A 14,026-nucleotide genomic window follows, 5' to 3' on the forward strand; every position below is an offset into this window, starting at 1 on the left:
ATGACTTACAGTTTTGTAAAAATTTATACGCGGCGGCTCATTCCTGAATAGTCGGACGGATGATAATGTCACCTACATCCACATTGTCCGGCTGTCCTATCGCATATGCAACGGCGTGGGCAATGGCTTTGGCCGGGATTGCAATTTCGTCCGCTTTGTTCTGAATAGCAGTTCGCAAGCTATCATCGCGGATATTACTGATAAATTCTGTGGCTACAAAACCTGGCGAAATCCCTGTCACGCGCCAGCGTCCGGCGGATTCTTGCCGCAGTGCCTCGCTAACTGTCCGCACTGCATTTTTTGTAGCAGCATACACGCCCATTGTTGGCACAATGCTGATGCCCGCCGTTGAGATAATATTAATAACGTGCCCTGACCCCTGCGACTGAAATATAGGTAATGCTGCCGCAATACCATAGAGCACACCCTTTACATTGACATCGATCATCTGTTCCCAGCCTTCTATATCCAGCGCTTCCATGCGGTGCAGCTGACTGATACCCGCATTGTTAATCATCACATCCAGCCTTCCAAAAGCAGCAACTGCCAGGTCTGCAAGATTTTGTACTTCCTTCCTGCGCGTCACATCCATTTGCAGCCATACCACCTCTCCACCTGTGTCTTCAATTCGTTTTGCCAACGATTCCAGCCGATCTGCCCGCCGGGCGCCCAGCACGACTTTTGCGCCACAGCCCGAAAGCAACTCTGCCATAGCCTCACCCATTCCGCTGCTTGCACCAGTGATGACAACAACTTTTCCTTTAATTCCGTTTTTCATATTGTATCAAGATTTGGTTGATACAAAGCTGCGAACGAACCAGCGGCAAAGTGTAGCCATCCTGGTATAATGTGTAGTCATGATCGGTATATTGGTGCAATCCCTATATCTTTTGAGAACGACGTGAAAATTCTAGCGGATTTTTTGCTTTGCAGATGTAGCGCGGTCGTTCTTTGAAAGGTAATAGCCAAAAGGAGTTACTCGTCTTTGTACGCACATCGAACACAACAAACCGACTTTTATTTACAAGTTATTCTGCGTCTACGAGCATCCTTTGCAGGATCAATTAATGAAGAGAAAAAATGAAATATACATTGATAACCGGGGCTTCGGGCGGGATTGATGAAGCTTTGGCAGTACAACAGACAGTTTATCACGCGTAAAACATTAAGCAACGAGCTTTTAAGCAGATTCGAAAAGATTTTGAACAATTACTTTGAGTCGGATCAGGCGAACAACGGATTACCCTCAGCGCAGTTCCTTTCAGAAGAATTAAATTTATCATCGAAGTATATGAGCGATTGCCTCTAACAACTTACAGGCAGCACGACACAACAACTCATCCACGAAAAATTAATTGAATACACAAAGGAAAGACTTTCGACTACACAGCTATCTGTCAGCGAAATTGCCTATCAGTTAGGTTTGGATTATCCGCAATCTTTTAGCAAGCTTTTCAAAAAGAAGACCAGGCAAACGCCATTGGAATTCAGGGCTGCTAACAGTTGAGTAGTGCGCGTACTTCAATTGGCTTTTACCGGAAAAAGCTTCTCATCTACTTCGGTACCCTGCCCTGCTACGCGACACCAGCCAGTGACCGTTTTGTGAAAAACCTCAAGCCTTCTCACCTTCATATTCACCTCGCGGCCGTCTACTTCCAACAGGACATTGATCAGAAAATTGACAACTGCCATATTACCGTCGTAAATTCGGATAAATTCATTGCCTGGCACCGGCCTAACCGATTTAAAAACAACTTTTTGCTTCGACTGCACGCCCTGCCATGCTTCGTGTGAAAAAGATATATCGCCTTTTGCGCCCACTGCAATGAAATCCTTGCAATCAATTTGTAAATCTGGCTTTCTGTTTCGCATCAGCTCCTTGATTTGCGCTCTTTCTTTTGGATAACTGGTTGTGTCAATCTGGGAGAAGGCTTTGTAAGATACAAAGAGTGAGAGTAGGACGAAGATGGTTTGTTTCATGGAAAGGATCTATTTGATTGAAGATTACGCCAGCTATTATTAGGATTCATTAATAGAATACAAGATAATAAGAAAATCTATTTGTTAATTTCACTTTAATAAATGAAAAACGGCTGTTTTCATAGTGTGAAGCTATAGCAGGAATCTCTCAATTTGACCGCGAATTAACCCTAAATTTTAAAAAAGAAGGTAATTTCAGCTTTCAAATCACTAACCTTATTACCAGTAAGCTTTCGAGCTGACTTTTACAATTTAAGACAACATCAATCTGCGATCAATCAATGTCCAAGCTATCACAAGTTTGGCGATGCTAAAATCTATACCATTGAAGAGATATATCAGCCGTAGTTGGATTGGATGTCATTTCAAATTTCCATTTAAGTAATAAAATGTAATCAATGTCTGCATCCTTTACTCAATCCGCTTCGACAGATCCGCCGCTTAGAGGCAAATTGCTTTATATTGACCATCTTAAAGTGCTATTGACTGCACTTGTAATCATACATCATGCCCTGGTAACTTACGGAGCACCCGGCGGTTGGTATTATTTTGAGAAAACAGAAATAACTGGCGCAGTCATTGCGATGACGATGGCCGTTAGCATTGACCAGTCTTTTTTTATGGGCTTTTTCTTTTTTCTTTCTGCACTCTTTATTCCCGGGTCCCTGAAACGTAAAGGAAGTGCGGTTTTCGTCAGAGACCGATTTTTCAGACTAGGAATTCCGTTGATTTATTACTCCTTATTGCAGGCAACGATCATGAATTTTCTCGTTTACCGCTATGCAGAAAACCATGACATTACCTTTAAACAGTTTCTCTTAGGTTACGACGGCTGGATTGATGTAGGTGTACTATGGTTTGTGCTCGCTCTGCTGCTGTTCACGCTGTGCTACATTATTTATACCAAAATAGCTAAGCCTGATTTTAAAGACTGGTCATTACCATCTATTAAACAAATTCTATTTTTCGCTGCAGTGCTTGGACTCATAACTTTTTTGATCAGGACTGTTTTTGCTGTAGGCTGGGTTTTAGAACCGCTGGGCTTTCAGCTAGGGCATTTTCCACAATATATCGCCATGTTTATCTTTGGATTAATTGCCGCAGAAAACCACTGGATCTCGCGGATCGATCAGCAGCATTACCGGAAGCTCCATATTTTCGTTTTTTGTATGATTTTCATCGGCTTTCCGTTTATTTTTTCTCTTAAGATTATCTTTGGACAACCGCTGGAATGGTTTGTCGGGGGATGGCATATTGCCGCACTGCTTTATGCACTCTGGGAACAAATAATTGGTGTTTCCCTGATGGCTGCACTGCTAACCTTTGGAAAGAAAAGGTTAAATAAGTCTTCTAATTTTATGAATAAAATGTCACGCTGCGCCTTTGCAGTGTATATTCTCCATCCGTTGGTTTTGGTGGCACTATCGCTTTTGCTTAAAGACTGGGCAGTAGATCCGTCTATTAAATTCTTAATTGTCGCCCCGCTTGGCGTTACAGCCAGCTTCTTACTAGGCTTTGCTGTTGTGAAGATCCCGGGTGTTAATCAACTCGTCTAGCGCGAAAATATGGTTAGGCAGGAAGTTCTAGCATCATTCACTTTATTGCATGAGAGGACATGAAAGCCACCTGCCAGGTTTGCCACTCCACTTTCCTAATTAAAGATCCACAAGGATAAATCCAGCAAATTGACAATCAAAAAATATTACTTCCGATGACAGAAAAAGAAATTTTGATCAGCCAGACTTTAAGTGCTTATGATTGGACAAATAAGCTCATTGAGACGATCCCGCATGAAAAATGGGAAATTATTCCTGATACTATTGAATCCAGTATCAATTGGCAGGTTGGGCATTTGATCATCAGTCACTACTTTCATTCCGTTATGGTAATCAAAGGACATCAGATGGATATTCTGCAAAAGCTTCCGATCAAGGATTATAGTGACTGGTTTACGGTGTCATCTCCGATTCTTTCCGTAGGAAAAACAGACTCACTGAAATTATTGCAGGATCTGAAAGTCATGCAACAAAAGTCGATGAACATTCTGACAGCGCTATCTGATTCTGACCTGCACAGTCCATTGGAACCTACGCCAACACCCCATCCCATTGCAACAACAAAATTTGAAGCAATAGACTGGAACATTAAACACACAATGTATCACTGCGGGCAAATTGGTATGCTTAGGCGAATTGTTGACCAGCGTTATGATTTTGGTTTAAAACTTTCAAAATAAGCACGTGTACGTCCATAACAGCCCTATTGCCACCTCTTTGAGAAATTCTCTGTGCCGTTGCGAGAAAAAAATTTCTCAGCGAGGAAGCTGATAAAAGTCATCATTTCTTTTCATGGCAATAATTAATTTTACACCACCATCAGCGGCATTATCATATAGCGAATAGCTTTTATCCGCAGGTTTTTTAATTGATATACGATACAACAATAGAAGATGCAAGAACAAAATCCTTACGAGGTTTTTCAAAAAGAAGCACCCGAAGTCTTTGAAGGTTTCGATGGCCTGGTCGAATCACTTATGAATACCAAAGCACTTGATCCGAAAACAAAACAATTAATTTACCTGGGTATTAAGGCAGCTCAGGGAGATCACACAGCCATCATGTTTCACGTTCCAATGGCAAAAAAATTGGGAGCCAGCAGGGATGAAATAAAGGAAACGATTCTGCTAACCTTAACTGTTTGTGGATTAAAAGGGATCAATACATGCCTGCTGCCGGCATTAGACAGCTATGATCGTTGTTAAACATGTTCTAGGCACATTTTTACAAAAAATGCATGAAACTTTTTCATCGTATTGCTATATCAAAATCCCATCCTTGAAAAGCAACAACATCGGCCATATGGGTTACCAAAATAAATTGAATTGACCACTCAGAAATTAACTGACACTTATCAGAGACTATACAGCATCAGACCGGAATGATTGTATTGAAATTTTCAAATCAAATATGCCCGATTTTATCGACCCGCGCGAATTGCTGCAATTTGAAACATGGCTGGACAAGGTAATTAAAAATTAACACATCAAGAATTGGGTCTGTTACCAGGCATTGAAGACCTCTACTTAATTGACTGGTTGCGTGGGGGTTCTTGCTTTTGGAAGGGATGCTAAATCAAAATGCGTCAGCAAAATTAACGCCGTTCTACATCCCTTGAAATTTGTAACAAGATTAGAGTATACCATTTAAAACTTTTTAGGATGCAATCGTTCTTTTATAAGGCTTTTCACCTACCGGACAAAATCTTGTAACAACAGTGAATGTCGCCTCCTGCCGAGTTTTCTTCCAGTGCCGCATTGACCATCACGCGGTTGTAGCCTTTGGTTTGGCTACTTGTCCCATAATGCCATCTGCCCAGCCCGTATTGAGCATCCAGAAATTGGCTTCTCATTCGTCTACTACATGCTCCAATAGTACGATAAAGTACACTATTTTCTCTTCTTATCTTTGAGATTTTAGGATTAAATCGTTACTGAAAGAATAATTTAGCATACTTCATAGAGATATTCGCGACAAAATCCTTCCCATATCCGAAATATTTCTTTGAAAAATATCTATTTCTGAGCATAGTTGGCTTCCTCATTTCAACCTTTTTAAAGCAACACATTAATATTTCAATTATAAAAAATTTCATCCACATTGATTTTTGGTTCGGAAAGGGATATTAGCCGTACTGCCAAACTACGCTAAATAAAACCTCAACGTCACAATCATTTCACTTGTAAACTCAATATTTTTTTTATAATTTAAAACTCTGATATACAGTACATTGTATTCAAAATTTTGTTTCAATTAATATCTACTGCAATTAAGAATAAAATAATGTCGCTATATTAACTGCAATTACGAATAATAGGTGATTATGAAGAAGACGAAACTGGGAGAGTTTGAAGAACTTGTATTGCTTACCGTAGCAGCCTTACAGCAAGATGCGTACGGTGTGGAAATAAAACGGGAGTTGGAAACACGGTTGAGAGAAAGACTAAGTGTAGGATCCATTCAATCGGCGCTGAAACGAATGGAAGAAAAAGGCTTTCTTACCTCAGCCTTTGGCGAAGCCACTTTGAAAAGAGGGGGTAAACGAAAACGTATTTACTATACTACTTCCCATGCACTTAAAGTATTGGAAGAAATAAGAGCAATACGCGCGGATCTGTGGAGATCAATTCCTTTAACAGCCTCTGAATTAAAGATGATATGAGTGCGCCTGAAAATATTCAACCGCCAAAATGGCCGCTTCGTTTGATGCGGACTATTATAAAGACGGAATACCTGGAAGAAATTGAAGGAGATATGGAGGAGATTTTTCAGGATAATCTTCATCAATATTCTATCCCGAAAGCAAAACGAATTTATACTTGGGAAATGCTCAAGTTGCTTCGTCCGGCCTTATTAAGAAATTTTAAATCATCTTACACCTTTACGACTTATGCCATGTATAAAAATTATTTTCTGATCGCCTGGAGAAATTTGATTAAGAAGAAAGCGTATTCGGCCATTAATATTCTTGGATTGGGGGTAGGCATTGCCTGCTGCTTTCTGATTTTTACGTTTGTGCAAAGTGAGCTTTCTTACGATACATATCATACAAAGCGCGACCGAATTTACCGTGTGACTCATGGAACGAGAGTCTCTGAAGATCCCCGAAATCTATCTAAAGAAGGCCCCTCCTGGGTTTGGGGTAATGCACCTGTCGGACCGACATTAAAAAATGAATTTCCTGAAATAGAAAAAGTAGTACAGTTTTCCGGCAGATCCGACATCCTGCTGACGAACGATGATAAAAAGTATCAGGAGAACGGGGTATTCTTCATGGATTCCACCGTGTTTGATGTATTCAGCTGGGATTTGCTGCAAGGTGATCCTAAAACTGCATTGGTAAACCCGTATAGCATCGTATTGACACAGAGCACGGCCCGGAAATATTTCGGCAATGAAAATGCATTAGGTAAAACGCTGAAAGGCAGCGATTCGCCCGGGAGAGCCAATGCCGGTCAGTACATTGTGACGGGCATCATGGCCGATCTTCCCAGTAATTCGCACTTTAAATTTAATGCTCTCCTTTCTTTAAGTACGTTTAAAAATTCGAATCCGGAAGTCTTCGATATGTGGGACTATGCTGATTTTTACACCTACTTTCTGGTAAAGGAACAATTCGATGAAGCCGCCTTTAAAGAAAAGCTGCCTGAATTTGTGAAGCGGCAACGCAAGGACCCGAAGACAAGATATGTCATAGAGCTGGAATCGCTAAAGGACGTTTACCTGAAATCTGATGCGGATCGCCAACCGGGAGAAACCGGTAGCTTATCGAACATGTACATCTTCTCGATCATCGGGTTATTCATTTTGGCGATTGCCATGATCAACTTCATGAACTTATCTACCGCCCGTTCCATGGAACGCAGCAAAGAGGTCGGCATCCGCAAATCCATTGGTGCTGCCAGAAGTAGCTTGATCTCTCAGTTTTTAGGTGAATCCTTTGTCATCGTTTCGTTATCGATGATAACGGCAGTAATTCTGGTGGTGATTTCATTACCCTTTATGACGGGCTTAACAGGAAAAGAATTTGAACCTGGCATTTTGATCCAATGGAAAAGTATTCCTATCATTTTAGGAGCCATGGTGTTAATCGCTTTCGTGGCGGGCTCTTATCCGGCATTGGTTCTTTCGGGATTCAGTCCGGTGCATGTGTTGAAAGGTATGACCAAGTCAACCGGGGGCGTAAATCTGAGAAGAGGATTGGTGGTTTTTCAATTCAGTCTTTCGATACTACTCATCGCGGTAACCATTATCGTCTATACACAAATGAATCATTTGCTGGATAAAGATTTAGGCTTCGATAAAGAAAGTATGCTGGTAATCGACTACAATTACGATGAAGCCGTGAATGCTAAGTCGCAGCTTTTAAAAACAAGTCTGGAAGAAAACCCATCTATTGTTTCAGTCGCGTTTTCACGAAGTGTTCCCGGAAGCTTTTTTCCATATGCCGGCACAGAGATCGAAACCAAGAATGGCGAAATGAAAATGATGGGACAGCCAATCTTTGAAGTCGGGATAGACTTTATACCCCATTTTGGGCTCAAGCTCGTTGCAGGAAGATCATACTCCCGGGAATTTCCCGCGGATTCCAGCAGTGCTTTGGTCATTAATGAAGCAGCAGCAAAACAATACGGATATAAAAATGCTGAAGAAATCATAGGCAAAAAATTCAGTCAGTGGGGAAGAAAAGGTGTTGTGATCGGGGTTGTGAAAGATTTTAATTTCACTTCATTGCATCAAAAAATTGAACCGCTCACCCTGCCTTTCCAGGCTTATGCAAGCCGGTATCTATCCATTAAAGTTAAGTCAAAAGATCTGACAAAAACGATTCAGCAGGTGGGTGCCGTGTGGAGTGAGATAGAACCGCACAGGCCCTTCCTTTATAGTTTTCTGGATGAAGACTTTAATCGCCAGTACAAGGATGATTTTATTTTCAGAAAGTTGTTTACCACATTTTCTTGCCTTGCCATAGCCATTGCATGTCTGGGACTGCTTGGCTTGGCCACGTATATGGCAGAGCAGCGCACAAAAGAAATCGGTATCCGAAAAGTTTTGGGAGCAGATTTCCGGACCATCGTCCTACTGCTTTCAAGCGACTTTATAAAATTAGTTGTCATAGCCATTCTGATTGCGACTCCGATAGCATGGTATGTGATGAACCGGTGGCTTGAAGGTTTCGCTTACCGGGTGCAGATCAGCCTATGGATTTTTGTTTTAGCAGGGCTGATCGCCTTTTTAATCGTAGCACTCACCATCAGCTACCAATCCATAAAATCAGCGCTAATGAATCCGGTATCGTCTCTCAAAAGTGAATGAGACTGTTATATTAGGCGTAAGTTATTCGGTGCCAGGATTGCAGAACCGAACAGCTTGCGCCTAATCTGCTGCTCGACGTTGGAAGAAAAAACAACTTACAGCTGCTGTGGCTTCACCAATGATGCAGCATCAATCATCTGACTTGGTTTTTCCGTGGGCCATCACTTAATATTCCATTGGTATTTTTTATCAAAGAAATTTGAACAGCATCGAATCGGCAGTCACTTTTTTTATCTTTAAATTAATAAATTTTAGCCTAGATACTTTTTGATTGTTCGTTATTCAACTGCAAGAATATGGGCAGATTTTGCTCCAAATAATACATAATAATTTCCAAAAGTCTTGTTTCAATAATGTGTTACTTACTTTCAAATCACAAAACAGGTAAATATAGCTGCAACTCCAATCCGACCCGGTGAGTGTATAAGATCATAAGATTTAGCATCGATCGCTGCTTTATGATTATTCTGGCATCTCGATTTTGATAGTAACAAGTTTATTTCTCGATCCTTTTGAAAGATTAGTTTTAACTATTTTACAATTTATTGGCTAAATGAAATTACATTTTCAATTTGTCAGTAATTGACAAATTAAGTAGCTTCCCCAATTCTTTTCTACACAAAACAAACGCTTGTTTTGATTGCATCCATCTAAATCAACAAAAATTGGAGAGACCTTTAGAAAAATTTCAGAGCTTACTTCCCTTGGGCTACCTGTATCTGATTGTGTTAGGGATCATGAAAGAAAGTTTATATTACTATCAGCTGAATATAAATATTTTAAAGTATTGTTCGCTAATGGATGTTTTAATAAGTCCCATAGCCGAGTTAACATCAAGCCCCATCATCATTTACGCAACGCTTTTTTTGCTGGCGATGTCCCTAATCCTTCAGACAGTGCTCACAAAGAATAGCGAAAAAGAATGGGCTAGAAAAATACTCGGTCTAAAACCTACTGAAATTGATTTGCAGAAAGACGAAATAAAAAACATCGTGATTCAACAATCAATCGTTTTTTTAATGGTTGCCCTTGCTACTTTTTTTGTGGGCATAGGTCTTAGTAATGGCGAAAAGGTGGCAAAAAAAATACAGAATAATGATCTGTCCTACGATTACAAATTCAATTTTGAGTCCGACAAACAAGAAGAAGTCTTTCTCATTAATTCAAATAGCTCATACTATTTTTATATAACAAAAGGCAATAAAAATTTAAAAATAGCCCCGGTAGGAAGTATAAAAACCATTGAAGTCACCAGTAGTAAGAAAAACAGGTAGCATTAGTAACTCGATGGGCCAGGGTTTCCATTTATTCTGATTTACGGAATAACTTTTTTTATATTGCCACGATAAAATGCACATGGAAATTTAACGTCTGACCTGCACCGCTATGGGAGCATAGGGTTCCAAGAGATTATCCTTCTATTTTTAAGCACCATAAAGATCCCAAATCAGCCTATTTGGCACTATCTCCTACGATTTAGATAAGCTCGCTGTTTCTTATTGTGCCCATTGCAATGAGTCTATGAAAGCTGAATCAAGTTTTAAAGGATAACTTACTTATTGTAAGCGCCCTTATGAGTTTATTGCACTTTGCTAAGTCGTACGAACCGGATATAGCCGGTTCCATTGGTACGTTCGGCCATCGCTTCTGTTGTCAATGGAATCTCTACGTCTGCTGCGTAATACTTCTGCTCCTCGACGGCTGATTCGAAACGAAGCTTATATCCCTTTCCTATTTTGGCATCTTCCACCTCGATCACATGAACAGCCCGGTCTCCGCCAGCCACCGATGCGCCCGTAATTGCGCTGATCTTGGCCTTCGCTTTCGTTTGATATTTGTGCCATTCTTTTACCGTATTGTACCACTGCTTATCAGATCCCAGAACGTAAAGTGTTTTCTCATAAGCGCCTTGCGGATTTATCAATGAAATCACTACATAAGCTGCTTCGCCCTGATAGCTATTCATCTGAACCATACATTTGAATTTACTTGTCTGGGCCGAAGCATTTAAAGCGATAAAGAAAATAAAAACGGCGAAAAAAAGATGTTTGAAAAAGCGGCTCATCGATTCGTATTATTATTAAGATTAGTGAGAAGGTTTCGCCGCGCGGACTGGGTTTAAATTGCATTCGTGCGGCGAAACCGATATTTTTATTTCAGAAAATCAAGCGTAACATTGTTATCTGCCAAGAATTTATTTTCCTTGGCAAGATCATAAGCCGTTTCACCAAACTCGGTTTTAAGCTCTTTTTTCGCGCCTAACGAAACCAGTGTTTTCAAAACCTTATCGTCTTTGGCTGTAAGCGCTGCTTTATGCAGCGGCGTTGCTCCTTCCTGATCCTGAGCATTGATATTAACGCCAAGTCTTGATACTTTTTCAAACAAATTCATATCTCCCTTGCCCACGGCAAGATGAAAAAGCGTACTTCCATTTTTCTGCGGTGCAGAAACATCCAGACCTGCGCCTTTTAGTATTTCGAGTTTTTTTTCAAATTCCTGTTCAGCACGTTCTCTGCCATTTCCAGCTTGTCCACCAGCGGCACCTGGCCCGCCTGGCCGGTAAGAATCCAGCCAGTAATAGGCAAGATTATTGCCATCTTTATCGAGCACTCTGACATCTGCTCCATTTTTCAAAAGCAATGCTGCTACCTGTGAAGACCCGCCTGCGATGGCCTTGGTCAAAGCAGATTCACCCTTTTCATTAACAGCATTGATATTCTTCACGCTGGGTAGTAATGTATTTTCAATTAGGGTCATATCTCTTCCCGATGCAGCCAGTATAAGCAAAGTATTGCCTTCATTGTCTGCCTTTTCCAAGTCAACACCCTTGTCAATAAAATAAGAAATCACTTCTGTGTTCGGTCTTCGGATCAGCTGGTGAAGAATCGTAGCGCCGTCTTTATTGATCATTTTCGGATCCAGTTTCAAGGTCTCCACCAAATATTTGTAAGTTTCAATGCCATTACTTGACATTCTTGATCCCTGTGAAGCAAAGAACAAAGCATTTCCTGTTGGTTTCACACCTCTTTTGATCAGCTTTTCGATAAGTTCTTTATTGCCCGTTCTGGCAGCATAGTCGGTAACGGTGCGGCCATACTCATCTTTATCGTTTATAGAAAGCCCTTTTGAAATAAAATAGTCCGTCAGCGTAAGGTCCGGATCTGCCGCCACACCCAGCATAAGTACCGTAGCTCCGTTTTCATATTTAGTCTTTGGAGATACTCCTGCTTTAAATAAAGCCTCGTAAACTCCCTTATCCTGATTTCCACTTGAGGCCGCATTGCCGATCACACTGCTTCCGTGACTATCTGTCAGATGCACATCTGAACCTTTTTCGATCAGATAGGATACCAGCTCTGCATTACCCCGGGATACCGCCCAGTGCAGATACGATGCGCTGTGGTGCGTTTTTTTCTTAACACCATTTCCTTCCTGCTCGACCATAAATTTAATTGTCTCCAAAGGTGCACCGTTTAAGATGGCCCGGGCTGTCGGATCCCAAGACGCTGCATCGGGCTTGGAAGGGCTGTTCCCTTTTGCAATTTCTGCCTTGACCGCGGCCACGTCAGGCTTTGTTTTCCAGAAGTCTGCGCTCATCAGCGTGTTGGTCTGAGAAGTACTAGCGTGCGGCATCCCGGACTGCTGCGCATTTACCTGTAAAGCATAGACTATGAATGCTGTAAGAAATATCTTCTTCATATACGGAAAGGTTGTTGGATGTTATTGTTTTACCAAAAATGAGATACCGCATTTGCGTGCTGTATCTCATTTTTTCAATCCTTGATCATCTTACTTTTTTTCTGGCTGAAAGCTGCCAAATCTTAGTAAGAGCCCAGATAGCTTGATCCTGACTGTCCTGAAAGTGTTGCTCCTTTGATGACTTCTTTTGTCTTCCAGTTGATTACGTATAATTTACCGGCTTCACCTGTTGGAGTCAAAGGCACATAAATATAATCTCCGCTAACCGCCAGATTTTGATACTGACCGAAGTCCAGTCCCGCTTCGTAATCACTGCTGATCTTAGTCGCCGTTTTGGCATTCAAGTCAACAAGCGCGAGATAGCCGCCATCTCCTGCGATATTATACAAAACCATCCCAATACCGTCATTGATATATCTGAAAGCCTGGATACGTGCATCGGTTACGCCCAAAGCTGCGTCCAGATTGAAGTTATAAGTGTTATCATAATCGTTCGTGCTTTTGCTGATTCGCAGAATATCTTTCCCGCCGGTCGCAGTAGCCTGGTAAACATGACCGTCTGAGCCTACGTACTGCGTCATGGTGCGGTAGGAATGGTTGTTTGTTTTAGAAACCGTAGAGTAAATCAGTTTCGGATTTTGCAAAGACGGATAATCCACAACAAGCGTCGTTGTTCCAAGTGTTCTGTTCGCGGCATCATTTGCCCACACCGGATTTCCGCTGGTGTTGTAAGACAATTTTGCAGGATCAATTTTGCTGACATTGCAACCAATGTAAATCTTGTCTTTCGCCTCATTTAATACCGGCACATCGATACGTCCAACCGAATAACCCTGTGCTTCCAGATCGGCCGGAAAAGGAAAGTCAAATTCCGTTGAGTTAGGTACTCTGGCATTTTCCAAATCAATGACAGCAATTCTGACTTTGCCTCTTGTATATTTGAAAACATGGTTTGGCGCTACACCTTCTGTCACCGTAGTGCTCCCGGTCAAATGAACGCCGATGCCAATATTTTCAGCTGCTTTTGTCCAGCGCGGAGACGTTCCGATAATATCGGATAAATCCAGTTCGTTGCCAGTGTCCTGAAAATCCTTCGCACCCTTTACCAGATACTTATTAAACACGCCGCCATCTTCTCCTGTATACTGAATGTTGTATAGCTCTGTTCCGTCCTCAGATGCCTGCACACGGGCCGTGCGCGCAGACCTCAGACCAAATCCGTTGGCGTAAATATTTACTGCAAAATTAGGGTCAATCGCCTGTGCATGCGTTATTGCATACGCCATTGTTCCTCCGTTTCCTGCTGTTCCTGCATCATCCGGAATAGAAGCTGTTAATGAGATAAATTCTCTTGCGCTTCCTGGTGTTTCTTCTCCTGGTGCAGGATTTGAATTGTCGTCGTCCTTGCAACCGGCAAATATCAATGTAACACCTAATACAATTGCTTTAAAGAGACTTTTTTTCATCTTGAAATT

Annotated in this window: 12 protein-coding genes and 1 pseudogene; 7 read left to right on the forward strand and 6 right to left on the reverse strand. The window is 41.4% G+C overall.

The annotated features are described in order from the left end of the window. Positions 1-37: 37 nt before the first annotated feature. Complete coding sequence (locus tag BMY70_RS02525; protein ID WP_090331626.1) at positions 38-778, reverse strand: SDR family oxidoreductase; 741 nt, start codon at positions 776-778, stop codon at positions 38-40. 546 nt (positions 779-1,324) lie between these two features. Between BMY70_RS02525 and BMY70_RS31620 the strand changes: the two are divergent. Beyond that, a pseudogene (locus tag BMY70_RS31620) lies at positions 1,325-1,507 on the forward strand (helix-turn-helix domain-containing protein); the annotation flags it as partial. Between the two features lie 14 nt (positions 1,508-1,521). Here the strand turns inward: BMY70_RS31620 and BMY70_RS02535 are convergent. Then, entirely contained in the window at positions 1,522-1,980 is a 459-nt protein-coding gene (locus BMY70_RS02535) for a hypothetical protein (protein WP_090331628.1), read from the reverse strand. A 398-nt stretch (positions 1,981-2,378) separates the two neighbouring features. Between BMY70_RS02535 and BMY70_RS02540 the strand changes: the two genes are divergently transcribed. The 3 genes from BMY70_RS02540 (at position 2,379) to BMY70_RS02550 (ending at position 4,741) form a co-directional block, all read left to right on the forward strand. Beyond that, the gene (locus tag BMY70_RS02540) at positions 2,379-3,536 is read left to right on the forward strand and encodes an acyltransferase family protein (protein ID WP_090331630.1); all 1,158 of its coding nucleotides are present in this window, start codon (positions 2,379-2,381) and stop codon (positions 3,534-3,536) included. Positions 3,537-3,691: 155 nt separating this feature from the next. Then, positions 3,692-4,216, forward strand: coding sequence for a DinB family protein (locus tag BMY70_RS02545; protein WP_090331633.1), 525 nt, complete (start codon positions 3,692-3,694; stop codon positions 4,214-4,216). Between the two features lie 213 nt (positions 4,217-4,429). Then, entirely contained in the window at positions 4,430-4,741 is a 312-nt protein-coding gene (locus BMY70_RS02550) for a carboxymuconolactone decarboxylase family protein (protein ID WP_090331635.1), read from the forward strand. Positions 4,742-5,223: 482 nt separating this feature from the next. Here BMY70_RS02550 and BMY70_RS30785 read toward each other — a convergent pair whose 3' ends face one another. After that, positions 5,224-5,388: a hypothetical protein gene (locus BMY70_RS30785; RefSeq protein ID WP_177196942.1), complete on the reverse strand. Its 165-nt coding sequence runs from the start codon at positions 5,386-5,388 to the stop codon at positions 5,224-5,226. Between the two features lie 471 nt (positions 5,389-5,859). On the opposite strand from BMY70_RS30785, the gene BMY70_RS02555 reads away from it, so the two are divergent. From BMY70_RS02555 to BMY70_RS02565, 3 genes are all read left to right on the forward strand, one after another. Beyond that, a complete protein-coding gene (locus BMY70_RS02555) occupies positions 5,860-6,198 on the forward strand; it encodes a PadR family transcriptional regulator (protein ID WP_090331637.1) in 339 nt (112 codons plus the stop codon). After that, the gene (locus tag BMY70_RS02560; RefSeq protein ID WP_218148552.1) at positions 6,195-8,852 is read left to right on the forward strand and encodes an ABC transporter permease; all 2,658 of its coding nucleotides are present in this window, start codon (positions 6,195-6,197) and stop codon (positions 8,850-8,852) included. The genes BMY70_RS02555 and BMY70_RS02560 overlap by 4 nt, the downstream gene beginning before the upstream one ends. Positions 8,853-9,517: 665 nt before the next feature. Next, positions 9,518-10,126, forward strand: a complete 609-nt coding sequence (locus tag BMY70_RS02565; protein WP_090332602.1) for a hypothetical protein — start codon at positions 9,518-9,520, stop codon at positions 10,124-10,126. Positions 10,127-10,431: 305 nt separating this feature from the next. On the opposite strand, the gene BMY70_RS02570 is transcribed toward BMY70_RS02565, so the two are convergent. From BMY70_RS02570 to BMY70_RS02580, 3 genes are all read right to left on the reverse strand, one after another. Next, positions 10,432-10,917, reverse strand: coding sequence for a DUF2271 domain-containing protein (locus BMY70_RS02570; RefSeq protein WP_090331639.1), 486 nt, complete (start codon positions 10,915-10,917; stop codon positions 10,432-10,434). Positions 10,918-11,003: 86 nt separating this feature from the next. Beyond that, entirely contained in the window at positions 11,004-12,551 is a 1,548-nt protein-coding gene (locus tag BMY70_RS02575; RefSeq protein WP_090331641.1) for an ankyrin repeat domain-containing protein, read from the reverse strand. A 122-nt stretch (positions 12,552-12,673) separates the two neighbouring features. Next, complete coding sequence (locus tag BMY70_RS02580) at positions 12,674-14,017, reverse strand: DUF4374 domain-containing protein (protein ID WP_090331643.1); 1,344 nt, start codon at positions 14,015-14,017, stop codon at positions 12,674-12,676. Positions 14,018-14,026: the final 9 nt, after the last annotated feature.

Origin of the sequence: Dyadobacter koreensis (genome assembly GCF_900108855.1) — a bacterium.
Taxonomy (GTDB): domain Bacteria; phylum Bacteroidota; class Bacteroidia; order Cytophagales; family Spirosomataceae; genus Dyadobacter; species Dyadobacter koreensis.